This window comes from Microbacterium sp. AZCO, from assembly GCF_039614715.1.
Lineage (GTDB): Bacteria > Actinomycetota > Actinomycetes > Actinomycetales > Microbacteriaceae > Microbacterium.
In genome coordinates, this window is record NZ_CP154857.1 from 367986 (window position 1) to 392683 (window position 24698).

Consider the following 24698-nt stretch of genomic DNA (forward strand, 5'->3'; position numbering starts at 1 on the left):
GCGCTCGTTTGGCACCGGAAGCCGGTGCTGACGCCGTTGTCATTGCTGTGTCTCCTTGTTTTCTCGGGAAGCGGCTTCTCGAGCCGCGGTTCGGGCGGATGCCGCGTCATTCGCGGCCAGGGCTGCCTCGGCGATACCGCGCGCCTCGGCGAGGGTGTGCTCCAGAAGCGACGCGCGGACGTCGGCGAGAGCGGTGGGGGCCATCGACAGGCTCGTGGCGCCGAGGCCCACGAGCACGACGGCGAGGAGGGGATCCGCGGCGGCCTCGCCGCAGATGCCGACGGGCTTGGAGTTCTCGCGGCCGGCCTGGCCGACATCGCGGATCAGCTGCAGCACGGCGGGGTGCCACGGGTCCTGGAACGACGCGACCGAGCCCAGCAGCCGGTCGGCCGCGAGCGTGTACTGGGTCAGGTCGTTCGTGCCGATCGAGGCGAAGTCGGCGACGGCCAGGATGCGGTCCGCGAGGAGCGCCGAAGAGGGCACCTCGACCATGACGCCGGCGGTCTTGATGCCGTATTCGCGTGCGAGCGCCGTGAAGTACTCGGTCTCCTCGACGGTCGCGATCATGGGCGCCATGACCCAGAGGTCGGCCGGGCCGTCGGGCAGGTGCCGGGTCGCGGCATCCGCCTCCGCGAGGGCCGTGAGCTGCTCGCGCAGGATGTCCTCGCTCGCCCGGAGCGCGCGGATGCCGCGGAGTCCGAGCGCTGGGTTCTCCTCGTGCGCGTCGTTGAGGAACGCGAGCGGCTTGTCGGCGCCGGCGTCGAGCACGCGCACGACGACCTTCTTGCCGGGGAAGGCCGCGAGGAGCTTCGTGTAGGACTCGCGCTGCTGCTCCACGGTCGGGGCCTGGCTCGAGGAGAGGAACAGGAACTCGGTGCGGAACAGGCCGACGCCCTCCGCGCCGAGCGCGACCGCCTCCGCCGCACCCTCGGGCTTTCCGAGGTTGGCCAGGAGCGGGATCGCGGTTCCGTCCGCGAGCGCGCCGGGGGTGAGGGGAGCGGATGCCTGCGCGGCCCGCGCCGCGGCGCGGTTCTGGGCCCGCTCGAGCTCGTCGGCGGTCGGGTCGGTCGTGACGACGCCGGCGGCGGCATCCACGATCACCGTCTGCCCGTCGGCGAGGTCTTTCGCGGCGCCGGCGCCGACGACCGCCACGATCGACTTCTCCCGGGCGAGGATCGCCGTGTGCGACGTGGGTCCGCCCTCGGTCGTGACGAGCGCGAGCACCTTGTCGAGGTCGAGGAGGGCCGTGTCGGCGGGGGCGAGGTCCTTGGCGACGAGGACGAAGGGATGCCCCGGGTCGGGCACGCCCGGCGCCGGGACGCCGCGCAGCCGGGCGATGACGCGCTGAGCGACGTCGTCGAGGTCCGCCGCGCGCTCGCCGAGGTATCCGCCGAGAGCAGTGAGCTGGTCGCGGAACGAGGCGAATGCGTCGAACACGGCGAACTCGGCCGTCTTGCCCTGCGCGATGCGGTCGTCGACCTCCTGCTCGAGCGTGGGGTCCTCGGCCATCATCGCCTGCGCCTCGAGCACATCCTGTGCCGCTCCGCCCGCCTGCGTCCCGCGCTGCTCGAGCTCGCGGGCGACCGCGCCCACGGCCTCGCGCACGCGCGCCGTCTCCTCGCCGATGCTCAGGGTGCTGGGTCCGTCGCCGGGTGCCGGAAGGGGCTCCGCCATGCGGGCCACGGGGCCCTGTGCGACGCCCAGTCCGATTCCGACTCCTCGCAGTTCCGCCATGGTCTACTCCGCGTCGTGATCGGTCGTGAGGAGCTCGGCGAGGGTGTCGAGCGTGGACTCGGCGCCGTCGCCGTCGGCCGTGAGCGTGACGTAGTCGCCCTGCTCGACGCCGAGGGCGATGACGCCCAGGATGCTCGCCGCGTTGACGGGCGATCCCGAGTCCTTCGCGATCGTCACCGGGATGCCGGAGTCCTTCGCCGCCTGCGCGAAGAGCTTCGCGGGCCGGGCGTGCAGGCCGTGCGACGATCCGATCCGCACCGTGCGGGAGATGGGTGGCATGTCATGTCCTCTCAGTCGGTCCAGCGTGTTCGTCGTGTGAGTCTGCGGGCAGTCAGGCGGTGGCGCCGCCCGCGGCCGGAAGGGTCCCCCCGGAGCCCCCGACCGCGTCGCGGACGAGCTGAAGCGTCCGCGTCCCGTCCAGATCGTTGAAGATGTCGGACGGCAGCAGCACCACCGTCGTCCCGCGGATCGCGGCATCCCGCTCGATGCGCTCGAGCGCATGCGCGAGATGCGGACCCACGAGGACGACGTCGGCGGCATCGAGGTCGATGGGAAGCGACAGCTCGGTGCCGGCGAAGGCGGAATAGGCGAGTCCCCGCTCGTGGGCCGCGTGCCGCACACGCTGCGCGACGAAGGTGCTGGATGCACCTGCGCCGCAGACCACGAGGATCCTCATCGATCCGCCTCCTTACGTGATGGCCATTCTTGTGAAAACGCTGGGAGCGGACAACCATGTCTGTTTCCGCCCCCGCGGAAGGTCTGCGGGTCTCGGGCCGGAGGCCGCCGGGGGCGTGGTTGACTGGATCCGCGCGGCCGACGGCGGCGCGCGACGCGGAGGATCCGGTGACGAGAGCGAGACAGGACCGCCTGATCGGCCTGCTCGCGCGCGACGGGGAGTGGGCGACCGCGGCCACCCTCGCCGACGCTCTGGGCGTCACGCCCCGCAGCATCCGCTCCTACGTCACGGCCGTCAACGGGCGGGTCGCCTCGGGTCTCGCGATCGAGTCCGGTCCGCAGGGGTATCGAGCGGGCCCCGACGCGTCGGCGGCCCTGCGTTCGAACGGGTCGATGGATGCCTCGACCCCCCGCGACCGGCTGCACACCCTCGTGCGGGCCCTCCTGGATTCGCCCGAGGGCATCGACGTCTTCGAGACGGCCGACCGCCTGCATGTCTCGTCGGCGACGCTCGACGCCGACCTCGCCCGCGTGCGGGGGCTCCTGGGCGGCACGGAACTCGCACTCGAGCGCTCCGCTTCGCGGGCGCGGCTGCGGGGCACCGAGATGGCGCAGCGACGCCTGCTCTCGAAGCTCGCCCACGACGAGATGGATGCCGGGTCCTTCGACCTCGAGGCACTCCGTCGCACGCTCGGCGACGCGTCCGTCGGCGCGCGCGCGTTCGGGCCGTTCAAGACCGAGCTCGTCGCCGAGCTCGGCGCCCTCGGCTACTTCGTCAATGAGTACGGCATCGCCGACGTCGTCATGCACATCGCGATCGCGGCGGACCGCGTCGCGCAGCATCGCGCGCTCGACGGCGAGGCCGCGGAGGCGTCGCCCGCGAACGCCGAGGTCGCCGCGATCCTCGGCCGGCTCGTGGAGCGCGACCTCGGGGTCGAGCTCGGCGCGGGCGACCTGCAGCACCTCGCCTCGCTCGTGCTGACGCGGGTGGTCGCGCCCGGCGCGACGGCGCCCAAGATGCACGTGCGGGAGCGCCTCGACCCCGAGGTCGAGGCGGCCGTCCGCGAGATCGTCGAGGAGGCGGCATCCGAGTTCCTCGTCGACGTCGTGCACGACGACTTCATTCTGCGGCTCGCGCTGCACGTGCAGAACCTGCGGCTGCGCGCCAAGGAGCAGGCCTGGTCGCGCAATCCGCTCACGCGCTCGCTCAAGTCGACGTATCCGATGATCTTCGAGGTCGCCGTCTTCATCGCGAACGGTCTCCACGAGCGGCTCGGCATCCCCCTCCTCGACGACGAGATCGCCTACATCGCGATGCACGTCGGCGGTCGCCTCGAGCGCAGCCGCCGTGCCGACCAGCTGCTCACGGCGACGATCGTCTGCCCCGGCTACTACGAGCTGCACGAGCTGCTCCGCTCGTCGGTCGACCGCTCGCTCGGCCAGGCGATCGAGGTGACGGGCGTCGAGACGCGCGTCGACCCCGACTGGGCCTCGATCGACACCGACCTCGTCCTCACGACGATCGACCCGGGGCCGGCGGTGTCGGGCGACCGCGTGGTCCGCATCCAGCCGTTCCTCACCGAGGGCGACGTCGAGCGCGTGCAGGCGGCGGCCGGACGCATCCGCCGCGCGCGACGCCTCGCCCGGCTGCGCGCCGAGCTCGAGCGCTACTTCGAGCCGACCGCGTTCGTGCGGGGGCTCGACGCGACGGGCGAGGACGACGTCATCCGCCGTCTCGGCTCGCTGCTCGTCGCGCGGGGCGTCATCGACGACGACTACGTCGAGCGCGCCATCCAGCGGGAGCACCTCTCCTCGACCGCCTTCACCGACGCGCTCGCCGTGCCGCACGCCCTCGGCATGACGGCGACGCGCACGGCGATCGCCGTCGGCATCGCCGACCCCTCGATCCCCTGGGGCGAGGGGAGGGTGCAGGTGGTCGCCCTCGTCGCCTTCAGCGAGACCGACCGCGAGGCCTTCCAGACGGTGTTCGAGCAGCTCGTGGAGGTCTTCTCCGAGCGCGAGTCCGTGCAGCGCATCGTGCGCCGCGGCACCGACTTCGCGTCGTTCCTCGACGAGCTCGTCGCCGTCGTCGACGGCTGAGCCTGTCGAAGCCTGCGCCTGTCGAAGCCTGACCCTGCGGCATCCCGACCCCGGAGCGCGAGCCCCCGTGAGGGCTGGGTCCGCTCGCGGGCGGGGCCAGCTCGACTGCTGAGCGCGCCGATGGCTGGAGGCGCTGCAGTTTCCTGCGACCGCTGCGTCGCGCGACGTCGCGCTGGCAGGAAAGTGCAGCACTCGCGGGCAGCAGCGTGCGAGGGCGGTGGCGTGGGAGGGGAGGAGGGATGCCGCGGCGCGGCGCTCAGTGCCGGGCGAGGCGCTCCTGCAGGCCAAGCCGCACGGCTGGCCACTCGTGCGGGAGGATCGAGAACACGACGGTGTCGCGGAGCGTGCCGTCGGGGCCGAGGCGGTGGTTGCGCAGGACGCCGTCCTGCTTCGCACCGAGGCGCGCGATCGCCTCGCGTGACTGGCGGTTGTGCCAGTGCGTGCGCAGCTCGACGGCGATCGCGTCGCAGGCCTCGAACGCGTGCCCGAGGAGCAGCAGCTTCGCGGCCGTGTTGACCTCGGTCCGCTGCGCCGATCGACCGAGCCAGGTGTGGCCGATCTCGACGTGGCGGTTGGCCTGGTCGATGTTGCAGAACGTCGTCATGCCGACGGCGCGCCCGGTCGCCAGGCGCCGCACGACCCACGCGTTCATGTGCCCCTCGGTCTGCCACGTCAGGCGCCGGCCGATCTCGTCCGGGATCTGCTCGCGCGTCGGCGCCGACGTGTACCAGGCGTACTCGAGGCCCTCCGTCGCGTCGCCGAGGTCGTCGGCGTGATCGGGCGAGAGGGGCTCCAGTCGCACCCAGTCGTTCTCGAGCGTGATCGGTTCGGTCAGCAGCACCCGTCGAGCCTATTGCTCGGCGAGCAGGGCCCGTGCGCCGGCCGCGAGGCTCTCGATGCGGTGCCGGGCGTCGTCCGCCGAGTCGCCGCGCACGTCGAGGTAGAGCTTGAGCTTGGGCTCGGTGCCGCTCGGACGCACGATGACCCGCGACCCGTCGACGAGCCACAGCCGCAGCACATCTCCCGGCGGGAGGTCCTCGACGCCCTCCAGCAGATCGTCGACCCGCTCGACCTCGACATCGCCGATGCGCTCGGGATGCTGCGCCCGCAGCGCCGCCATGATGCGCGCGATGACCGACACCTGCTCGACGCGCACCGAGATCTGGTCGCTCGCGAAGAACCCGAAGGTCTCATCGAACTCCCGCAGCACGTCGGCGAGCGATTGCCCGCGCCCGCGCGCCTCGGAGACCAGACCCAGCATCGCGACGGCGGCGGAGATGCCGTCCTTGTCGCGGACGGTTCCCGGGTTCACGAGGTAGCCGAGCGCCTCCTCGAAGCCGAACACGATTCCGGGGGCGCGCGAGATCCACTTGAACCCCGTGAGCGTCGAGTGGAAGTCGAGCCCGTAGTGCTCGGCGACCGTCTGCAGGCCGGGCGAGGAGACGAGCGAGCAGGCCAGTGAGGCGCCGGGAGCAGCATCCGCTTCCCGTGCCGATCGTGCCGCCCGCCAGCCCAGCAGCAGTCCGATCTGGTTGCCCGTGAGGCGTCGCCAGCCGCCCTCGACGGACTCGTCGGGCACGGCGACCGCGAGGCGGTCGGCATCGGGATCGTTCGCGATGACGAGCTCGGCGTCGGCGCCGCGCGCCGTCTCGAATGCGAGGTCCATCGCGCCGGGCTCCTCGGGGTTCGGGAACGCGACGGTCGGGAACGCGCCGTCGGGCTCGATCTGCGCCGCGACGAGCGTCGGCGCGGGATACCCGGCCACCTCGAGGATGCGCGACAGCGTCTCCCACCCCACGCCGTGCATCGCGGTGTAGACCCACCGCAGCCCGTCGGCGCCGTCGGGCGCGGGTGCGACGGCTGCCGTCTCGGCGACGTAGGCCTCGACGAGGGATTCCGGCGCCGTCTCGTAGCCGAGCGAACGGGGGAGGGATGCCGCGCCCCCGGCATCCGCGATGCGCTGGATGTGCGCCGCGATCTCGGCGTCGGCGGGCGCGACGATCTGCGCGCCTTCGTTCGCTCCGCCGAGGTACACCTTGTACCCGTTGTCGTTCGGCGGGTTGTGGCTCGCCGTCACCATGACGCCGGCGTCGGCGCCGAGGTGCCGCACGGCGAATGCGAGCACGGGCGTCGGGAGCAGGCGCGGAAGGAGGATGGCGCGCAGTCCCGCACCCGCGAAGAGCTCGGCGGAGTCCTTCGCGAACACGCGGGAGTTGCGGCGCCCGTCGTACCCGATGACGACGAGCGGACGTTGGCCGGCCTCGGCCGAGTCGCCGGCCTTCTCGAGCAGATAGGCGGCCAGGCCCGCGGCCGCCTGCGCGACGAGCACGCGGTTCATGCGGTTGCTGCCGGCGCCGAGCTCTCCGCGCAGCCCCGCGGTGCCGAACGCGAGGCGCGCGGCGAAGCGGTCCTCGAGGTCGGCCGCGGCCGCGGCATCCCCCTCCTCCGCTCTTGCGAGCAGCAGGGTCAGCTCGTCGCGGGTCTCGGGGTCGGGATCCTGCGCGAGCCAGGCGCGGGCCTGGTCTGCAGCGCCGCTCACATCGCCCCGATCACGCGGGCGAGCAGCGACGAGATGACGGGGCCGGCCTGACGGCCCGCCTCCATGACCTCCTCATGGCTGAGGGGGGTGGTCTGGATGCCGGCGGCCATGTTGGTGATGAGCGAGAAGCCGAGGATCTCCATGCCGGCCTGGCGGGCGGCGATCGCCTCGAGCGCGGTCGACATGCCGACGATGTGTCCGCCGATCGCCTTCGCCATCTGCACCTCGGCCGGCGTCTCGTACTGCGGACCCGTGAACTGGCAGTACACGCCCTCGTCGAGGCTCGGGTCGATCGAGCGGGCGAGGTCGCGCAGGCGCACCGAGTACAGGTCGGTGAGGTCGATGAAGGTCGCGCCCTCGAGCGGCGTCGCGGCCGTCAGGTTGATGTGGTCGCTGATGAGCACCGGCGTGCCGGGCTTCCAGGTGTGCTTGATGCCGCCCGCGCCGTTCGTCAGCACCATCGTGCGGGCGCCCGTCGCGGCGGCCGTGCGCACGCTGTGCACGACGCGGCGCACGCCGTGGCCCTCGTAGAAGTGCGTGCGCGCGCCGATCACGAGCACGCGCTTGCCGCGGGGGGTCAGGATGCTGCGGAGCGTGCCGACGTGGCCTGCCAGGGCGGGCGCGCTGAAGCCGGTGACCTCGCTCGCGGGGAAGGTCGCGGTCGTCTCGCCGATGAGCTCGGCCGCTCCCGCCCAGCCGCTCCCGAGCGTGAGGGCGATGTCGTGGTGCTCGACGCCTGTGATGCGCGCGATGTCGTCGGCGGCCTGCGCCGCGATCGCGAACGGGTCGGCGGCGGGGTCGTCGAACGGGTTGGTGATGTCGGACATGCCCCCACTCTAGGTAGGGGCCGCTCCCGGGGGCCAGACGCGGCGACCCGCAGCATCCACTCGGCCCATCGTGCGACCGGTGCCGCGGAAGGGTCTCGCGGACTGGGAGAATGGGATCCATGTCTGTGAGCTTCGAGGTCACCCAGAGCGTCGCGATCATCGGCGGCGGACCCGGCGGCTACGAAGCGGCGCTCGCCGCCGCCCAGCTGGGCGCGGAGGTGACGCTGGTCGAGAGGGCGGGTGTCGGAGGGTCGGCGGTCATCACTGACGTCGTCCCGTCGAAGTCGCTCATCGCCACCGCCGACGCGGCCGTCGCCATCGCGGGCGCGAGCGATCTGGGCGTGCAGCTCTTCGCGAAGGGCAAGGACGGCAAGCCGCTCAAGCCCGAGATCGCCATCAACCTGTCCGCCGTCAACAAGCGGCTCCTCGCGCTCGCCCGCCAGCAGTCCGACGACATGCGCGCCTCGCTCGTCGAGGCCGGCGTCCGCATCATCTCCGGACACGGTCGCCTCGAGGATGACAACGCGGTCGTCGTCTCGACGGGCCCCGGCGGCACCGACTTCGACCGCATCGAGGCCGACACGCTCGTCATCTCGGTCGGCGCGTCGCCGCGCGAGCTGCCGAGCGCCCGGCCCGACGGCCAGCGCATCCTCACGTGGACGCAGCTCTACGACATGCGCGACCTGCCCGAGCACCTCATCGTCGTCGGATCCGGCGTCACGGGCGCCGAGTTCGCCGGCGCCTACATGAACCTCGGGGCCAAGGTCACGCTCATCTCGAGCCGCGACCAGGTGCTTCCCGGCGAGGACACCGACGCCGCGGCGGTGCTCGAGAAGGTCTTCAAGCGCGGCGGCATGACCGTGCTCTCGAAGTCGCGCGCCGACAAGGTCGAGAACACGGGCGACGGCGTCCTCGTGACGCTGTCCGACGGGACGACGGTCGAGGGCAGCCACTGCCTCATGGCCGTCGGGGCCATCCCGAACACGCGCGGCATCGGCCTCGAGCAGGCCGGCGTGCAGATGACGGAGTCCGGCCACATCCAGGTCAACCGCGTCGCGCGCACCTCCGTGCCCAACATCTACGCCGCGGGGGACTGCACGACATTCATCCCGCTCGCCTCCGTCGCGGCGATGCAGGGCCGCACGGCCGTCTTCCACGCCCTCGGCGACGTCGTCATCCCGCTGGAGCGCCGCCGCGTCGCGTCGAACATCTTCACCGCACCCGAGATCGCGACGGTCGGGTGGCAGGAGAAGGACATCGCCGACGGCCTCATCCAGGGCGTCGTGCACAAGCTGCCGCTCGCCGCGAACCCCCGCGCCAAGATGATGGGCATCAAGGACGGCTTCGTGAAGCTCATCGCCCGGCAGGGCAGCGGCAGCGTCATCGGCGGCGTCATCGTCGGACCGCGCGCGTCGGAGCTCATCTACCCGATTGCGATCGCGATCGAGCGCCGGCTCACGGTCGACCAGCTGTCGCGGGTCTTCGCCGTCTACCCGTCGCTGTCGGGCACGATCACCGACTCGGCGCGTGCCATGCACGTCGTCGACCACGCCATCTACGGCGCCTGATCCGGGATGCCTCGGGCTGAGGCGTCCCGATTCGGGATGCCACGTGCGCAGGCATCCTGATCCCCGCCGACTCGCGCGGGCGTGACGACACCCTAGGGTCTGGTGGAAACCCAGGGCATGCGACGACACCCTAGGGTCTCGTCGAGACCCCAGGCACGCGACGCGCACGCCATAGGGTCTCGGCGAGACCATAGGGTCGCGCCGAGACGCGGGCGTCAGGAGATGGTCAGGAGCTGGTGCCCCGCGGACACCGTCGTGCCGGGGTCGGCGTCGATCGCGCCGATCACGCCGTCCTTGTGAGCCTGAATCGGCTGCTCCATCTTCATCGCCTCGAGCACGACGACGAGGTCGCCCTTGACGACCTGCTGGCCCTCCTCGACGGCGACCTTGACGATCGTCGCCTGCATGGGCGACTTGACCGCGTCCCCGGATGCGCCGGCCACGACCGACGGCGCGTGCGAACGGCGGGACGGGGGCACGGCCGCGGGGCGGCCGGCGGCGACCGGAGCGGCGACGATGCGATCGGGCAGGCTCACCTCGAGGCGCTTGCCGGCGACCTCGACGACGACCGTGTGGCGGTTGGGGGCGGGGGCGATGTCGCTGAGCTCGCCGTCCCACGGCGGGATGTCGTTGACGAACTCGGTCTCGATCCACCGCGTGTAGACGCCGAAGACGCCGTCCTCGGCGGTGAAGGCGGGGTCGCGCACGACCTTGCGGTGGAACGGCAGCACGGTGGGCAGGCCGCCGACCTCGAACTCGTCGAGGGCGCGGCGCGCGCGCTCGAGGGCCTCGGCGCGGTCGCGGCCCGTCACGATGATCTTGCCGAGCAGTGAATCGAAGGCGCCGCTCACGCTGTCGCCCGCGGTGACGCCGGAGTCCAGGCGGATGCCGGGACCGCCGAAGGTCTTGAAGACCTTGATCGGACCGGGCTGGGGGAGGAAGTTGCGGCCCGGGTCCTCGCCGTTGATGCGGAACTCGATCGAGTGGCCATCGGGGGCGGGGTCGTCGTAGTCGAGCTCTCCGCCCTCGGCGAGGCGGAACTGCTCGCGCACGAGGTCGATGCCGGTGACCTCTTCCGAGACGGGGTGCTCCACCTGCAGGCGCGTGTTGACCTCGAGGAAGGAGATGGTGCCGTCGGCGCCGATGAGGAACTCGCACGTGCCGGCGCCGACGTATCCCACTTCGCGCAGGATCGCCTTCGAGGCCGAGTAGAGGATCTCGTTCTGCTCGGGCGTGAGGAACGGCGCGGGCGCCTCCTCGACGAGCTTCTGGTGACGGCGCTGCAGCGAGCAGTCGCGCGTCGAGATGACGACGACGTTGCCCGCGGCATCCGCGAGGCACTGCGTCTCGACGTGACGCGGCTTGTCGAGGTACTTCTCCACGAAGCACTCGCCGCGGCCGAAGGCGGTGATCGCCTCGCGCGTCGCGGACTCGAAGAGCTCGGGGACCTCGTCGATCGTGCGCGCGACCTTGAGGCCGCGTCCGCCGCCGCCGTACGCGGCCTTGATCGCGATCGGCAGGCCGACTCGCTCGGCGAACTCGACGACCTCGTGTGCGCCGGCGACGGGACCGGGCGTTCCGGGTGCGAGGGGAGCGCCGACCTTCTCGGCGACGTGGCGCGCGGTCACCTTGTCGCCCAGCGCCTCGATCGCCTCCGGCGACGGCCCGATCCAGACGAGGCCCGCGCCGATGACGGCGCGGGCGAAGTCGGCGTTCTCGGCCAGGAAGCCGTATCCGGGATGCACGGCGTCGGCGCCCGAGCGGCGCGCGACCGAGAGGATCTTGTCGATCGAGAGGTAGGTCTCGGCGCTCGTCGCGCCCTCGAGGGCGTAGGACTCGTCGGCGAGACGGGCGTGCAGGGCGTCACGGTCCTGGTCGGCGTAGACGGCGACCGAGGCTTTGCCCGAGTCACGTGCGGCGCGGATGACGCGTACCGCGATCTCCCCGCGGTTGGCAACGAGCACCTTGGCGATCTTGGGCATGGTTGTCAGCCTACCGATGGGGTCCCTCGCGTTTTTGGGTGCCTCGCACAAGAAACGCCCCCTCACGTGTGCGGGACCCTACGAGCGACTCCACAGTTCGGGCCACTCCACACCGAGCTCGCGCACAAGTCGACGAAGGGTCGACAGCGACATCCCGACCACCGTCGACGGATCGCCCTCGACCCGCTCGATGAAGGGGCCGCCGAGGCTGTCGATCGTGAAGGCGCCCGCGACATGGAGGGGCTCGCCCGTCGCGACGTAGGCCTGGATCTCGGCATCCGTCACATCCGCCGCGAAGCTGACGGACGCCTGCGCGACCGCGTGGGCTTCGACGGGTTCGGCCCCGGGCCGCAGTCGGTAGACCGAGTGGCCGGAGTGGAGCACGCCCGTCCGCCCGCGCATCGCCCGCCACCGCGCCGTCGCGGCCTCGGGCGTGTAGGGCTTGCCGAGCACCTCGCCGTCGAGCTCGAACATCGAGTCGCCGCCGATGACGATGCCGTCGAACGCGGGGTCGTCCTCCGCCCAGCGCGCGGCGACGTCCGCCGCCTTGCGGCGCGCGAGCAGGAGCACGTGCTCGTCCGGCGCGAGGGTGCGGCCCTCGGCCGACTCGACCGCCGCGATGACCGCCTCCTCGTCGACATCGGGTGCCGTCGTCTGCGGCTCGACGCCGGCCTGGCGCAGCAGCATGAGGCGGGCGGGTGACGTCGAGGCCAGGAGCACGCGCATGCGTCAACGGTATCCGGCGTGCCGAACTCCGGCTCGCTGTGACGAACGGGCCGGCTCACCCGCGGATTTCCGGGGCGGAGACCGCCCGCGAGTCACAGGCAGCCGGAGTCCGGCACGCCCCAGGCGCGATGTGGGAGGCTCGAACGCATGGAAGACGGCCTCATCGACCTCGACGTCACGGGCGTCGCGCACGGCGGCGTCTTCGTCGGCCGACACGAGGGGCGCGTCGTGTTCGTGCCCGACGCGATCCCCGGCGAGCGGGTTCGCGTGCGCCTCACCGATACCGCCAAGGGGTCGTTCTGGCGCGGTGAGGCTCTCGAGATCCTGGATGCCTCTCCTCACCGGCGCCCGCACGTGTGGCGTCAGGCTGACATCGACGTGGCTCCCGACCACCGCCCGGGCGGCGCCGACTTCGGCCACATCGACCTCGCGCACCAGCGCGAGCTCAAGCTCCGGGTCGCGCAGGATGCCCTCGAGCGCATCGGCCGTCTCAAGCTCCCCGTCACGATCGAGCCCGCGCTCGCCGACGACCGGGCGGGCCAGGAGACCCCCGACGGCACCGGCTGGCGCACGCGCGTGAGCCTGCACGTCGACGAGGAGGGGCGGATCGGCCCGTTCGCCGCGCGGAGTCACCATGTCATCCCCGTCGACGACCACCCGCTGGCCACCCCCGAGGTCGCGCGCGCGGCGGCCGAGCTCTCGTCCGGCAAGCCCGGACGCATCGACCTCATCCAGCCCGCGGACGGGCGGGTGCGGGTCATCCCGAAGCCCGAGGCCCCGCGCGGCCCCCGTCGGGGAGCGCCGCGGCAGCGCCACCATGGCAAGGACCCGGGCCGCGAGGTCGTCGTGGAACGCGCGGGAGGCCGGGACTTCCGCGTCGACGCGGGCGGCTTCTGGCAGGTGCATCGCCTCGCCGCGCACACGCTCTCGACCGTGGTGGCGGATCAGCTTCGTGGCACGGTCGACCCCGACGGCTGGCACCTCGACCTCTACGGCGGTGTGGGCCTGTTCGCCGCGACGATCGCGGACCTCGGCGGCGCGCGGGTGACCTCCGTCGAGTCCGACCCCCGAGCGACCGAGCACGCGGGCGCCAACCTCGCGGACTGGGTCGGCGCCCGTGCCGAGACGGGGCGGGTCGACCGGTGGATCGGGCGACTGCGCGACGAGGCATCCCTCACCCAGCGCGAGCGTCTGTCGCGCGGGGTCGTCGTCCTCGATCCGCCGCGGTCCGGCGCCGGCCGAGAGGTGGTCGAGGGGGTCGCGGCGCTCGCGCCGGCGACCGTCGTCTACGTCGCCTGCGACCCCGTCGCCCTCGCCCGGGACCTCGCCACCTTCCGTGCGCACGGCTACGAGGCCGAGGGTGTCGCGGCGTTCGACCTCTTCCCCAACTCGCACCATGTCGAAGCCGTCACGACCCTGACCCGCGTCGGCGTCGCGCGCTAGCCTGGGCGCATGACGCGCGTCGCCCTCATCGACGACCACGAGTCCGTGCGGCTCGGCCTCGAGGCCGCGTGCGCGCGCGGCGGCACCGAGGCCGTCGTGTTCTCGGGCAGCACCGTCGGGGCCTACCTCGATTGGCGCTCGTTCAGCGCCGCCCCGCCGGCCGATGTCGTCGTGCTCGACCTCACGCTCGGGGACGGCACGACCGTCACCGAGAACGTGCGGCGGCTGACGTCCGACGGCTCGAGCGTCATCATCCACAGCGTCGCCGACCGGCCCGCTGCCGTGCGCGAGGCTCTCGCCGCCGGTGCGGCGGGGGTCGTCAGCAAGGCCTCGCCCATCGGCGACGTCATCGCCGCCATCCGCACCGTCGCGCGCGGCGAGCCGCTCAACAACGTCGAGTGGGCGAGCGCCGTCGAGGGCGACCGCGAGTTCGCCGACGCGCAGCTCTCAGTGCGCGAGCGTGAGGTGCTGCGGCTCTACGCCGCGGGGCTCCCGCTCAAGGTCGTCGCCGACCGCCTGGGCGTCGCGTACTCGACGGCCAAGGAGAACATCACGCGCGTGCGCGTCAAATACGTCGAGGTCGGCCGGCCGGCGCCGACGAAGGTCGACCTCCTGCGTCGCGCGATGGAGGACGGCATCCTGTCGCAGACTCCGGGAGGCAGCGCGGGTGACGACTGACGCCACGGAGTCGGTTCTCGACGACGCCTGGGGGCACATCCCGCAGACGCGAGAGACCACGGCAGGCCTCGGATCGTTCACGCGCCGCCGCATCGAGCGGGCCATCGGCCTCGCTGCGGGACTCGGATGCCTCATCCTCGGCGTGCAGGCGTTCGTCCTGTCGTTCGGCCCCGCCGACGAGACCGCGATGTGGCACGACATCCTCGTCGCGGCGACGTTCGGGCCGCTCGCCCTCATGCTCGTCGCGTGCGGCATCGGCCGCGGTGTCCGGGCCTTCGCGGGGCTCTTCGCGGTCGCCTACCTCGCGGCCCTCATCGTGTGGCCCGTCGCGACGCGCGGCGGCACCGCCGACCCGCAGACCGAGCCGTGGATCTGGTACCTCGTCAACGTCGCGACCGTGGCGGGGGTGCTGGCCTTCCCGCTCGTCCTGCAGATCGCCTGGACGGCGCTCGTGCCGATCGTCTTCGGCATCGTGCGGCTCATCCAGGGCGGCTTCGCGAGCGACTTCTGGATCCCGGTGATCCTCGACGTCTCGTTCGCCCTCATCCTCGGATTCATCCTGCTGACGCTCGCGTGGCTGTTCCGCTCGGTCGGCGTCAACGTCGACGGCACCCGCGTGCGTGCCGTGGAGTCGTACGCCTCCGCCGCGGCGGCGGACGCGGCGGAGGAGGAGCGCATCGCGGTCGCCGCGCTCATGCACGACAGCGTGCTGGCGGCCCTCATCGCGGGGGAGCGCGCGCAGACCGACCGCGAGCGCACCCTCGCCGCCGCGATGGCGCGCGAAGCCCTCACGCGTCTGGCCAACACGGAGCAGGATCCCGAGGAGGGAAGCGACGAGCCGATGGATGCCGCCGCCATCGCCGACGCGATCGAGCGGTCTGCCGGCGAGCTCGGCGTCGAGATCCGTGCCGAGCGCGTCATCCTGGGTGAGCACTCGGCTGTTCCCGGCCGCGTCGCCCGTGCGCTCATGCTCGCCGCGATGCAGGCGATCACCAACGCCGTCGAGCACGCCGACGGCGAGGGGCTGACCGTCTCGGTGCGCGCCGTGCCGGATCCCGTCCGCATGCGCATCGACGTGCGCGACACGGGTGGCGGCTTCGCGATCGACGACGTGCCGGACGACCGGCTCGGCATCCGCGCGTCGATCGTCGCCCGTGTCGCGGCCGTCGGCGGCACGGCCGCCATCACCTCGGGTGAGCGCGGCACGACGGTGCGGCTCGAGTGGCGGGAGGCCGGCGCGTGATCAGCGTCCGCACGGTGCTCGTGACGCTCGGGATCGCGTTCACCGCCTACCTCGCCGCGCGGGGACTTCTGTGGACGGACCCGGTGCCCTACCCGTACGTCATCGTCGTCGCGCTGAGTCTCTACCTCGTCACGACCTGGCTCTGCATCTTCTGGGATCCGCGGCCGCAGACGCCCGTCGTCGACGAGGACGGCATGCTCCTCACGATCGGCTCCCACGGCCCGCGGATCCTGCCCGTGTGGGCGTGCGTCCTCGCTCTCACGGTCGCGGTGCTCGTGCCGAGCAGCATCGCGATCGGCGTGGGTCCCGAGTCGCGCGACGCCCCCTTCGGCACGTGGTACCTCGGCGGAATCGGCGTTCTCATGACGATCGTGATGGTCCGTCGGCGCCCGTGGGTCGCGTGGGCCGGCATCGTCGCGCTCGCGGTCGCGTCGATCGCGTGGATGGGGCCGATCGACGCCCTCCTGCTCGGCCTGCTGGGGTCGATCGTGTGGGTCGCCGTCGCCCAGCTCCTCCTCATGTCGATGGACCGCGCGGCCCGCGACACGGCGCGCCTGGCGCAGCTGCAGCGTGCCGCCTCGGCCTGGCAGGCCTCGCAGGCCGTGCGTCAGCGCGAGCGCCGCGTGCAGGTGCAGCGCGCGCTCGCCGTCGCCGGCCCGATCCTCACGCGCACGGTCGCGACGGGCGGCCTGCTCGACGAGCGAGAGAAGCTCGAGGCGCGCATCGCCGAGGGGGCGCTCCGCGACGAGATGCGCGGACCGCGGCTCCTCAACGACGACGTGAGGACGGAACTGGATGCCGCCCGCCGCCGTGGGGCGACGGTCACGGTGCTCGACGAGGGCGGCCTGGACGGCCTCGACGACGCGTCGCTGGCGCTGATCCAGGCGCAGCTCGCCGAGACGCTCAAGGCCTCCACGTCCGAGCGCCTGTACATCCGCACGTCGCCGGACGAGCGCGTCGCCGTGACGGTCGTGGGGCGATCGGCGTCGGAGCTGGGGCTGTCCGACGAGGATGCCGTCGAGCTCTGGCGCGAGATCCCCCACCCGTAGGGCGGCGCGGCCTCAAAATCGACGAGTGCGGCTGGGCCGCGGCACCGACGAGGACGGCTGGGCCCGCGGCATCCACCGTCATCCGTCTGTGGCCCGCCCGCGGCATCCACCGGCATCCCGGCATCCGGGGCGAAAAGAATCTCGCTCCCCGTCTCGGTGGGGGAGGGGAACCGAGGCGGGGAGCGGAATCGGAAGAGGCGGGGGGCGGCAGATTGCCTGCCCCCCGCCTGGCGAACGGTTACCCGAAAACCGTTCGCGTGGCCGAACCTGGGGCTGCTTGGGACAGTCAGGTCAGCCGAACGCAAAGCGTTCCAGCACTTCAAGTATCCAGGGGTGGGTATTTTCCGTCTGTAGGTATTTCGGGGGACATTTGCGTCCCCCATGGGGGACAGCCGGTCAGCCCCTCATGCCCCCGCGGCCCCACCCGAGGTCACGGCGCAGCGGCTCGCGGAGAGCGCGCTGCGACAGCTCCCACGCCGAGCGGCGCGAGTCGTCGGCGACGGCGTCGGAGGCCTCCTCGACGTAGGCCTCGCTGACGACGGCCATGAGCGCCGCGAGCTCCACATCGGTCGGAGCTCCGCGCAGGACGTCGATCGTGATGCCGTCGTCAGCGGCGGTGTCGCCCGTCACAGCGGGATGTTCCCGTGCTTCTTGGGCGGGAGGCTCGCGCGCTTGCCCCGGAGCGCCCGCAGCGCCTTGGCGATCGAGACGCGCGTCTGCGCCGGCTCGATGATGCCGTCGAGCTCGCCGCGCTCGGCCGCGAGGAACGGCGAGGCGACGTTGTACGTGTACTCGTTGGCGAGGCGCGTGCGCACCGCAGCGACGTCTTCGCCCGCCTCCTCCGCGCGCTTGATCTCGCCGCGGTAGAGGATGTTGACGGCGCCCTGGCCGCCCATGACGGCGATCTCTGCCGTCGGCCACGCGAGGTTCACGTCGGCGCCGAGCTGCTTCGAGCCCATGACGATGTACGCGCCGCCGTAAGCCTTGCGCAGGATCACGGTGACGAGCGGCACCGTCGCCTCGGCGTAGGCGTAGAGGAGCTTCGCGCCGCGCCGGATGACACCCGTCCATTCCTGGTCGGTGCCGGGCAGGTAGCCGGGAACGTCGACGAGGGTCACGATCGGCACCGAGAAGGCGTCGCAGAAGCGCACGAAGCGGCTCGCCTTCTCGCCCGCCTCGATGTTGAGCGTGCCGGCCATCTGCGAGGGCTGGTTGGCGATGATGCCGACGGTGCGGCCTTCGACCCGGCCGAAGCCGATCACGATGTTCGGCGCGAAGAGCGGCTGAACCTCGAGGAAGTCGCCCGCGTCGACGATGTGCGAGATGACCGTGTGGATGTCGTACGGCTGGTTGGGCGAGTCGGGGATGATCGTGTTCAGGGTGCGATCGGCATCCGTCGTCTCCCACTCGAATCCCGACTCGTAGACCGGCAGCTCGGCCATGTTGTTGTCGGGGAGGAAGCCGAGGAGCGTGCGCACGTAGTCGAGCGCGTCCTCCTCGTCCTCGGCGAGATAGTGCGCGACGCCCGAGCGGGTGTTGTGCGTGTAGCCGCCGCCCAGCTCCTCCATGCCGACGTCCTCGCCCGTCACCGTCTTGATGACGTCGGGGCCGGTGACGAACATCTGGCTCGTCTTGTCGACCATGACGACGAAGTCGGTCAGGGCGGGGGAGTAGACGGCACCGCCCGCGGCGGGACCCATGACGATCGAGATCTGCGGGATGACGCCGGAGGCCGCGGTGTTGAGGCGGAAGATCTCGCCGTACTTGCCGAGGGCGATCACGCCCTCCTGGATGCGGGCGCCGCCCGAGTCCAGCATCCCGACGCACGGCATGCCGTTGCGGAGCGCGAGCTCCATGATCTTGATGATCTTCTCGCCGGCCGCCTCGCCCAGCGACCCGCCGAACGTCGAGAAGTCCTGCGCGTAGACGGCCACCGTGCGGCCGTGGATCGTGCCGACGCCCGTCACGACCGAGTCGCCGTACGGGCGCGACTTGTCCATCCCGAAGGCGGTCGTGCGGTGGCGGACGTACTCGTCGAACTCGACGAACGAGCCCGTGTCGACGAGCTGCTCGATGCGCTCGCGCGCCGTCTGCTTGCCCTTCGCGTGCTGCTTTCCGCGGGCCGCCTCCTCGGCGTCGAGGACGGCCTCCTGGTAGCGGGCGCGCAGATCCGCGATCTTGCCGGCGGTCGTGGACAGGTCGGGCGTGTCAGTCACGGATTCCACACTATCGGCGGGGCTCGGCGAGCGGTTGGAGGGTTCGCACAAGGGCGCGGGGCTCCCGCTGTGGGCTGTCAAGACCTGACGGCCCCTCACCGCCGGCCGTAGGGTGGGCGGCATGCCGATTCCCGAAGAGGGTTACCCGCTCGCCGCCGCCGTCAGCCCGCGCGTCCAGATCGTCGAGACGACCGACTCGACGAACGCCGATGTCCTTGCGGCCGTCACCGACGATCCCGGCGGCTGGCCGCATCTCTCGCTGCTGCTGACGACCGATCAGCGCGCGGGTCGCGGGCGGCTCGACCGCTCGTGGACGACGCCTCCCGGCACGGCGCTCGCGGTGTCGGTGGTCGTGCGGGTGCCCGACCTCCCGATTCCGGCCCGCGGCTGGATCCCGCTCATCGCGGGCGCGGCGATGACGCGGGCGATCGGCGAGCAGCTCATCGCGTCGGGTCACGCGGCGCGACTCAAGTGGCCGAACGACGTCCTCCTCGACGCGGGCAAGGTGTGCGGCATCCTCGCGGAGGTCGTGCCCGGACTCCATGACGCCGTCGTGATCGGCTCGGGAGTGAACACCCGGATGCCGCGGACCGACCTCCCGCTCGCGACCGCGACGTCGTTCGAGGCGGTCGGCCTCGAGTGCGACGACGACCGGCTGCTCGCCGACTACCTGACGGCGCTCGACCGGCTGCTCGCGGCCCTCGTCGAAGCCGGCGGCGACGCCGAGGCGTCGGGGGTGCACGCCGAGGTGTCGGAGCTCTGCTCGACGATCGACAGCGACGTGGTCGTCTCGCTGCCGGACGGATCGAAGCTGGAGGGTCGCGCCGAGAGCCTCGACCCCGACGGGCGCCTCGTCGTCCGGTCGGGCGACGTCCTCACCACGGTCTCGGCCGGCGACGTCGTGCACGTGCGCTGACGCCCTCTCGCCGTAGCAATCCGACCAACAGGCGGCGTCGACCCGCACAATGGAGGCATGACCCAGCCGGCGACGTTCGGGGGCCGGCCCAAGACCCCGGCGCCGGGCGTCCCCACGCCCGAGCTGCGCGTCGCCCGCTTCCGCAGCCACGCCCGCAGACTCGTGTGGCCGTCGCTCGTCCTCATCGTCGTGGCGGGAGCCGTCGGCTTCCTCTATGGCAACCTGCCCGCGCCGTTCCACAACTGGATGCTGCTCGCCGCCGCGGCGGTCGTGCTCTTCTTCCTCGCGCTCTGGCCGTTCCTGGCCTGGTGGGCGCACACCTGGACCATCACGACCCGACGCGTCATCGAGCGCTCGGGTGCAATCGTGCCCCGGCGTCGCGAGCTCACTCACGTGCGCGGGTATGCCATCCAGCTGAGGCGCGGCCCCCTCCAGCGGATGTGGGGCGCGGGAACCCTCATCCTCTCCAACGGCGTCGACGAGCCGATGCGCCTCACGAACGTGCCCAGCGTCGACCTCGTGCACGAGTGCCTCGTCGACCAGGTCGAGGTCAACCAGATCCTGGCGCACCGCGAGCTTCCCCTGCCGCAGGCGCCCACCCCGCCCCCGCTCCCTCCCACCGCCTGATCGTCGTCGCGCGACGCGCGATGGGATGATGGTGGTTCGAGGAGAAGGAGTCCCATGCCTTTGCGTGTCGGAGTCGTCGGCGGCGGACAGCTCGCCCGGATGATGATCGCCCCCGCTGTCGAGCTCGGCGTCGAGGTGCGGGTGCTCGCGGAAGAGGACGGGATGTCGGCATCCCTCGCCGCCACAGCCGTGGGCGACTACCGCGACGCCGAGACCGTCCTCGCATTCGCGCGCGACGTCGACGTCGTCACCTTCGACCACGAACACGTCCCGCAGGAGGTGCTCGGCACCCTCCTCGACGAGGGCGTCGCCGTTCACCCCGGCCCCCACGCGCTGCGCTTCGCGCAGGACAAGCTCGTCATGCGCGCCAAACTCGCCGAGCTCGGGATGCCGCAGCCCGACTGGGCGGCCGTGCACGACGCCGCCGAGCTGCAGGAGTTCCTCGACGCCCACGGCGGCCGCGCCGTCGTGAAGACGCCTCGCGGCGGGTACGACGGCAAGGGGGTGCGCGTCGTCTCCGCGGGCACGGAGGCCGACGACTGGTTCGCGACCCTGGCCGAGGACGCACGGGGCGGGGCGCTGCTCGTCGAGGAACTCGTCGACTTCACACGCGAGCTCGCGCAGCAGGTCGCCCGGCGCCCGTCGGGGCAGGTGCGCGCCTACCCCGTCGTCGAGACGGTGCAGCGCGACGGCGTGTGCGCCGAGGTCATCGCGCCCGCACCTCACGCGAGCGAGCGCCTGCTCGAGGTCGCGGAGGGCATCGGCGTCGCGATCGCCGAAGGCCTGGGCGTGACCGGGATGCTGGCCGTCGAGCTCTTCGAGACCACCGATGCGCGGCTCCTCGTCAACGAGCTGGCGATGCGTCCGCACAACAGCGGCCACTGGAGCCAGGACGGCGCCGTCACGAGCCAGTTCGAGCAGCACCTGCGGGCCGTGCTCGATCTGCCGCTCGGCGACCCCTCGCCGCGCGCGCCGTGGGCCGTCATGGTCAACATCCTCGGCGGACCGACGGAGGGCGCCCTCGACGACCGCTTCCCGGCCGCGCTCGCCGAGTACCCGGGCGCGAAGGTGCACACCTACGGCAAGTCGCCCCGCCCCGGCCGCAAGGTCGGCCACGTGAACACCGTCGGCGAGGATCTGGACGACGTCGTGTACGAGGCGCGGGCCGCGGCATCCCACTTCCTCGACTGACCTCAGCTCGCAGGGAGCCGTGCCGTTGCGGGGTTCTTCCAGCCTCGCGCCCTACCCTTGACGAGTGACAGCCCCCCTCCACTCCTCGGATGCTCCGCTCGTGGGCGTCGTCATGGGCTCCGACTCGGATTGGCGCGTCATGAGCGACGCCTCGCAGGCCCTCACGGACTTCGGCATCCCGCACGAGGTCGAGGTCGTCTCGGCCCACCGCACGCCTGAGAAGCTGCACCGCTACGGCACCGAGGCGCGCAGCCGCGGACTCCGCGTCATCATCGCGGGCGCGGGCGGCGCTGCGCACCTGCCCGGCATGCTCGCCTCCGTGACGGCCCTCCCCGTGATCGGCGTGCCCGTGCCGCTCGCTTACCTCGACGGGATGGACTCGCTCCTCAGCATCGTGCAGATGCCCGCCGGCATCCCCGTCGCGACAGTCTCGATCGGCGGGGCAAAGAACGCGGGCCTGCTCGCGGCCCGCATCCTCGGGACGACGGATGCTGCCCTCGGCGACCGCGTCGAGGCCTACGCGCGCGACCTCGAGGCCCAGGTGGAGGCGAAGAACCAGCGGCTCAAGGAGTCGCTGTGAGCGTCGCGAGCCCGCCGCGCACCGCGTCGGCCCTGCCGCGGAGCGTCGTGGAGGAGCGGCCGCTGCGCTATCCCGACGCGTCCTCGCGCGAGCTCATGACGAAGCGCGGCTGGTGGCTCGTCGGACTGAACTTCCTGCTGCCCGGATCCGCCCAGGTGCTCGCGGGCAACCGCCGCCTCGGCCGCGTCGGCATCGCGTCCACCCTCGCGATGTGGGTGCTGCTCATCCTCACCGTGCTCAGCGCCGTGCTGTGGCGATCGGTGCTCGTGACGCTCGCCACGAACTGGTTCTTCCTCCTCGCGGTTCAGATCGTGCTCATCGCCTACGCGGTGCTGTGGGTCGTGCTGACGATCGACACGATCCGGCTCGTGCGGCTCGTCCGCACGGGACGTGTGGCCCGCTTCGGCATCGCGCTGCTCTCGGTCGGGCTCCTCGTCGTCGCGGGCGGCAGCGCCGTCTACGCCTCGCAGCTCGCCGGCACGACGCGCGACACCCTCGGCGCGATCTTCGGCGCGAGCGGTCCTTCCGTGCCACCCTCCGACGGGTACTACAACATCCTGCTCCTGGGCGCCGACAGCGGCGCGGGCCGCGACTCCATGCGCTTCGACAGCATCTCGGTCGTGTCGGTCAACGCCGAGACCGGCGCCGTCACGATCACCGGCATCCCGCGAGACATGCCCGATGTGCCGTTCTCGGCCGACAGTCCCATGCACGAGCTCTACCCCGACGGCCACACGGGCAAGTCGAGCTCGACCTGCGGGTGGACGAGCGCCATCAACCAGCTCAACACCGAGCTCGAGGTCTGCCGCGACGGGGCATCCATTTATCCGGAAGCCGCGAGCAAGGGATCGACGCCGGGTGTCGAGGCGACGAAGGATGCCGCGGAGGGCGTGCTCGGCATCCAGATCCCGTACTACGTCTTCCTCGACATGAAGGGCTTCGCCGACCTCGTGGATGCGCTCGGCGGCGTGGACATCACCGTGTCGGAGCGCCTTCCCAAGGGCGGCGGCCCCGCCTACGAGGGGCAGCCGGCGGAGGACTGGGCGATCGGCTGGATCGAGCCGGGCGCGCAGCACATGGACGGCGACACGGCGCAGTGGTACGCGCGATCGCGCTACACGACGAGCGACTGGGACCGCATGAAGCGCCAGCGGCAGCTGCAGGAGGCGATCCTCGCGCAGTTCACGCCCGCGAACGTGCTGACCCACTTCAACGCCGTCGCGGCCGCGGGCAGCGACCTCGTCAAGACCGACCTGCCGCAGTCGATGCTCCCGTACTTCGCCGATCTCGCGCTGAAGGCGAAGGAGCAGCCCGTGCAGACGATCGAGCTCACGCCTGAGGGCGGCGTCGACTTCCAGCATCCCGACTTCGCGTACGTGAAGGAGCTCGTGCAGTCGAAGCTGCACCCGCCGACACCGACCCCGGCGGCGGGCTGACGATGGTCGCAACGCTTCGGGTCGTCCTCGACCAGGTGGCCGCGCCCGTCGAGCCCGATCTCGCCTCGGCGTCGCGGGAGCTCGCGCTGGCGCTCGTCGCCTCGGCGCCGGCGGGGTGCGAGGTCGAGGGGATCATCCCCGGCGTGCCCGCGGCGCGCGTCGACGCACTGGCGGGCGAGCTGCCGGGGCTGGCGCGGCTGCACAAGGTCGCTCTCGCGCGGCGTGAGCTGTCGGCCGCGCTGCAGCTCGGCGTCGCGACGGGGATCGGGGCGGGCATGATCCACTCGCCGACGCTCTTCGCCCCGCTCGTGAAGCACGACCGCGTGCACGACAACGACCAGACCGTCGTGACTCTGTGGGACCTCCGCGCCTGGGAGGCGCCCGACGAGCTGCCGCGCACGGTCGGCGGGTGGCAGCGAGCGATGCTCAAGCGCGCCGTCAAGCACGCCGACGCGGTCGTGGTGCCGACGCACTCGATGGCTCTCAAGCTGGAGGAGCTCGCTCCGCGGCTCGGCGAGAGGGTGCGAGTGATCGCAGGTGCCGCGCCGTCAGGCTTCGCGGTGCCGTCCGATGAGATCGGCCGACGGCGCGTGCTGGACGTGCCGGAAGGGTTCGTGCTGCTTTCGGGTGGTATCGCCGTGTCGGACGCCCTGTCGCTCGGGTTCGAGGCGGTGGTGCGGTCTGGACTCGACCTGCCCGTGCTCGTGCTCGATGCGCCCGAGGGGGAGGAGCCGGCTCTGGCCGAGATCGCGACGGCCGCGGGGCTGCCCGAACGCAACGTGCACGTCCGGGGCTCGCTCGACGCGGCCGACCGCGCGGCGGTGTTCGGGGCTGCGGTGGCGCTGATCGCGCCGTCGGTGCGCTCGGCGTTCCCGTGGCGGGTGGTCGATGCGCTGGCGCTCGGCGTGCCGGTGATCGCCGCGCAGTCGCCGGTGCACCGCGAGACGATCGTCGACGGCGGGATGCTCGTGGAGGCGTCCTCCGAGGCGCTGGGCTCAGCGCTGGGTTCGGCCCTGGGCTCGACCGCCGCGGCGGAGCGGCTGGGGGTGCTGGCAGCGGATCGGGGACGGGTGTTCTCGTGGCGCGGAACAGCGGACCGGGTCTGGCAGCTGCACGCCGACCTGTAGCCTCCGCGGCGAGTCGCCGTTGAAGCGCCGACGGGGTTCGG

General features: G+C 72.1%; 22 protein-coding genes. 12 read left to right on the forward strand and 10 right to left on the reverse strand.

The window, feature by feature from the left end; translation table 11 throughout:
* Positions 1-39: 39 nt before the first annotated feature.
* From ptsP to AAIB33_RS01700, 3 genes are read right to left on the reverse strand one after another with little or no spacing between them, the layout of a single operon-like run.
* A complete protein-coding gene (gene ptsP / locus AAIB33_RS01690) occupies positions 40-1734 on the reverse strand; it encodes a phosphoenolpyruvate--protein phosphotransferase (protein ID WP_345801841.1) in 1695 nt (564 codons plus the stop codon).
* A 3-nt stretch (positions 1735-1737) separates the two neighbouring features.
* Entirely contained in the window at positions 1738-2013 is a 276-nt protein-coding gene (locus tag AAIB33_RS01695) for an HPr family phosphocarrier protein (protein WP_345801842.1), read from the reverse strand.
* Between the two features lie 52 nt (positions 2014-2065).
* The gene (locus tag AAIB33_RS01700; protein WP_345801843.1) at positions 2066-2410 is read right to left on the reverse strand and encodes a PTS sugar transporter; all 345 of its coding nucleotides are present in this window, start codon (positions 2408-2410) and stop codon (positions 2066-2068) included.
* 167 nt (positions 2411-2577) lie between these two features.
* Between AAIB33_RS01700 and AAIB33_RS01705 the strand changes: the two genes are divergently transcribed.
* Entirely contained in the window at positions 2578-4509 is a 1932-nt protein-coding gene (locus AAIB33_RS01705) for a PTS sugar transporter subunit IIA (protein ID WP_345801844.1), read from the forward strand.
* A gap of 256 nt (positions 4510-4765) precedes the next feature.
* On the opposite strand, the gene AAIB33_RS01710 is transcribed toward AAIB33_RS01705, so the two are convergent.
* Genes AAIB33_RS01710 through AAIB33_RS01720 form a run of 3 tightly spaced genes read right to left on the reverse strand, consistent with a single transcriptional unit; the run spans position 4766 to position 7875 of the window.
* Positions 4766-5350: a GNAT family protein gene (locus AAIB33_RS01710; RefSeq protein WP_345801845.1), complete on the reverse strand. Its 585-nt coding sequence runs from the start codon at positions 5348-5350 to the stop codon at positions 4766-4768.
* Positions 5351-5359: 9 nt separating this feature from the next.
* Positions 5360-7048: a phospho-sugar mutase gene (locus AAIB33_RS01715; protein ID WP_345801846.1), complete on the reverse strand. Its 1689-nt coding sequence runs from the start codon at positions 7046-7048 to the stop codon at positions 5360-5362.
* Positions 7045-7875, reverse strand: a complete 831-nt coding sequence (locus AAIB33_RS01720; protein ID WP_345801847.1) for a purine-nucleoside phosphorylase — start codon at positions 7873-7875, stop codon at positions 7045-7047. Before AAIB33_RS01720 ends, AAIB33_RS01715 begins: the two co-directional genes overlap by 4 nt.
* A gap of 110 nt (positions 7876-7985) precedes the next feature.
* Between AAIB33_RS01720 and AAIB33_RS01725 the strand changes: the two genes are divergently transcribed.
* The gene (locus AAIB33_RS01725; protein ID WP_345801848.1) at positions 7986-9443 is read left to right on the forward strand and encodes an NAD(P)H-quinone dehydrogenase; all 1458 of its coding nucleotides are present in this window, start codon (positions 7986-7988) and stop codon (positions 9441-9443) included.
* 215 nt (positions 9444-9658) lie between these two features.
* Here the strand turns inward: AAIB33_RS01725 and AAIB33_RS01730 are convergent, their stop codons facing one another.
* Together AAIB33_RS01730 and AAIB33_RS01735 are read right to left on the reverse strand one after the other, a co-directional pair.
* Positions 9659-11425 (reverse strand): biotin carboxylase N-terminal domain-containing protein, encoded by a 1767-nt coding sequence (locus AAIB33_RS01730; protein ID WP_345801849.1) that lies wholly within the window; start codon positions 11423-11425, stop codon positions 9659-9661.
* Between the two features lie 78 nt (positions 11426-11503).
* Positions 11504-12151, reverse strand: a complete 648-nt coding sequence (locus AAIB33_RS01735; RefSeq protein WP_345801850.1) for a Maf family protein — start codon at positions 12149-12151, stop codon at positions 11504-11506.
* Positions 12152-12298: 147 nt separating this feature from the next.
* Here AAIB33_RS01735 and AAIB33_RS01740 point away from each other — a divergent pair, with 147 nt between their 5' ends.
* From AAIB33_RS01740 to AAIB33_RS01755, 4 genes are read left to right on the forward strand one after another with little or no spacing between them, the layout of a single operon-like run.
* On the forward strand, positions 12299-13594 hold the full coding sequence (locus tag AAIB33_RS01740; protein WP_345801851.1) for a TRAM domain-containing protein: 1296 nt from the start codon (positions 12299-12301) through the stop codon (positions 13592-13594).
* 9 nt (positions 13595-13603) lie between these two features.
* Entirely contained in the window at positions 13604-14272 is a 669-nt protein-coding gene (locus AAIB33_RS01745) for a response regulator transcription factor (protein WP_345801852.1), read from the forward strand.
* Positions 14262-15515, forward strand: a complete 1254-nt coding sequence (locus tag AAIB33_RS01750; protein WP_345801853.1) for an ATP-binding protein — start codon at positions 14262-14264, stop codon at positions 15513-15515. Before AAIB33_RS01745 ends, AAIB33_RS01750 begins: the two co-directional genes overlap by 11 nt.
* A complete protein-coding gene (locus tag AAIB33_RS01755; protein WP_345801854.1) occupies positions 15512-16564 on the forward strand; it encodes a hypothetical protein in 1053 nt (350 codons plus the stop codon). The genes AAIB33_RS01750 and AAIB33_RS01755 overlap by 4 nt, the downstream gene beginning before the upstream one ends.
* A 396-nt stretch (positions 16565-16960) precedes the next feature.
* Here AAIB33_RS01755 and AAIB33_RS01760 read toward each other — a convergent pair whose 3' ends face one another.
* Both AAIB33_RS01760 and AAIB33_RS01765 read right to left on the reverse strand, forming a co-directional pair.
* Positions 16961-17194, reverse strand: coding sequence for an acyl-CoA carboxylase subunit epsilon (locus AAIB33_RS01760; protein WP_345801855.1), 234 nt, complete (start codon positions 17192-17194; stop codon positions 16961-16963).
* Positions 17191-18789: an acyl-CoA carboxylase subunit beta gene (locus tag AAIB33_RS01765; protein ID WP_345801856.1), complete on the reverse strand. Its 1599-nt coding sequence runs from the start codon at positions 18787-18789 to the stop codon at positions 17191-17193. The genes AAIB33_RS01760 and AAIB33_RS01765 overlap by 4 nt, the downstream gene beginning before the upstream one ends.
* Positions 18790-18901: 112 nt before the next feature.
* Here AAIB33_RS01765 and AAIB33_RS01770 point away from each other — a divergent pair, with 112 nt between their 5' ends.
* From AAIB33_RS01770 to AAIB33_RS01795, 6 genes are all read left to right on the forward strand, one after another.
* Positions 18902-19696 (forward strand): biotin--[acetyl-CoA-carboxylase] ligase, encoded by a 795-nt coding sequence (locus AAIB33_RS01770; RefSeq protein WP_345801857.1) that lies wholly within the window; start codon positions 18902-18904, stop codon positions 19694-19696.
* A gap of 57 nt (positions 19697-19753) precedes the next feature.
* A complete protein-coding gene (locus tag AAIB33_RS01775; protein WP_345801858.1) occupies positions 19754-20323 on the forward strand; it encodes a PH domain-containing protein in 570 nt (189 codons plus the stop codon).
* 54 nt (positions 20324-20377) lie between these two features.
* Positions 20378-21514 (forward strand): 5-(carboxyamino)imidazole ribonucleotide synthase, encoded by a 1137-nt coding sequence (locus AAIB33_RS01780; RefSeq protein ID WP_345801859.1) that lies wholly within the window; start codon positions 20378-20380, stop codon positions 21512-21514.
* Between the two features lie 112 nt (positions 21515-21626).
* Complete coding sequence (gene purE, locus AAIB33_RS01785) at positions 21627-22094, forward strand: 5-(carboxyamino)imidazole ribonucleotide mutase (RefSeq protein WP_345803485.1); 468 nt, start codon at positions 21627-21629, stop codon at positions 22092-22094.
* A complete protein-coding gene (locus AAIB33_RS01790; protein ID WP_345801860.1) occupies positions 22091-23530 on the forward strand; it encodes an LCP family protein in 1440 nt (479 codons plus the stop codon). Before purE ends, AAIB33_RS01790 begins: the two co-directional genes overlap by 4 nt.
* A gap of 2 nt (positions 23531-23532) precedes the next feature.
* Positions 23533-24657: a glycosyltransferase gene (locus AAIB33_RS01795; RefSeq protein WP_345801861.1), complete on the forward strand. Its 1125-nt coding sequence runs from the start codon at positions 23533-23535 to the stop codon at positions 24655-24657.
* The last annotated feature ends 41 nt before the right edge of the window (positions 24658-24698 follow it).

What these genes read in the sequence shown, in the direction of transcription:
- ptsP (WP_345801841.1), bottom strand. Translation starts at nt 1,734, where the DNA reads ATGGCGGAACTGCGAGGAGTCGGAATCGGACTGGGCGTCGCACAGGGC.
- AAIB33_RS01695 (WP_345801842.1), bottom strand. Translation starts at nt 2,013, where the DNA reads ATGCCACCCATCTCCCGCACGGTGCGGATCGGATCGTCGCACGGCCTG.
- AAIB33_RS01700 (WP_345801843.1), bottom strand. Translation starts at nt 2,410, where the DNA reads ATGAGGATCCTCGTGGTCTGCGGCGCAGGTGCATCCAGCACCTTCGTC.
- AAIB33_RS01720 (WP_345801847.1), bottom strand. Translation starts at nt 7,875, where the DNA reads ATGTCCGACATCACCAACCCGTTCGACGACCCCGCCGCCGACCCGTTC.
- AAIB33_RS01725 (WP_345801848.1), top strand. Translation starts at nt 7,986, where the DNA reads ATGGGATCCATGTCTGTGAGCTTCGAGGTCACCCAGAGCGTCGCGATC.
- AAIB33_RS01730 (WP_345801849.1), bottom strand. Translation starts at nt 11,425, where the DNA reads ATGCCCAAGATCGCCAAGGTGCTCGTTGCCAACCGCGGGGAGATCGCG.
- AAIB33_RS01735 (WP_345801850.1), bottom strand. Translation starts at nt 12,151, where the DNA reads ATGCGCGTGCTCCTGGCCTCGACGTCACCCGCCCGCCTCATGCTGCTG.
- AAIB33_RS01740 (WP_345801851.1), top strand. Translation starts at nt 12,299, where the DNA reads ATGGAAGACGGCCTCATCGACCTCGACGTCACGGGCGTCGCGCACGGC.
- AAIB33_RS01745 (WP_345801852.1), top strand. Translation starts at nt 13,604, where the DNA reads ATGACGCGCGTCGCCCTCATCGACGACCACGAGTCCGTGCGGCTCGGC.
- AAIB33_RS01770 (WP_345801857.1), top strand. Translation starts at nt 18,902, where the DNA reads ATGCCGATTCCCGAAGAGGGTTACCCGCTCGCCGCCGCCGTCAGCCCG.
- AAIB33_RS01775 (WP_345801858.1), top strand. Translation starts at nt 19,754, where the DNA reads ATGACCCAGCCGGCGACGTTCGGGGGCCGGCCCAAGACCCCGGCGCCG.
- AAIB33_RS01780 (WP_345801859.1), top strand. Translation starts at nt 20,378, where the DNA reads ATGCCTTTGCGTGTCGGAGTCGTCGGCGGCGGACAGCTCGCCCGGATG.
- purE (WP_345803485.1), top strand. Translation starts at nt 21,627, where the DNA reads ATGGGCTCCGACTCGGATTGGCGCGTCATGAGCGACGCCTCGCAGGCC.
- AAIB33_RS01795 (WP_345801861.1), top strand. Translation starts at nt 23,533, where the DNA reads ATGGTCGCAACGCTTCGGGTCGTCCTCGACCAGGTGGCCGCGCCCGTC.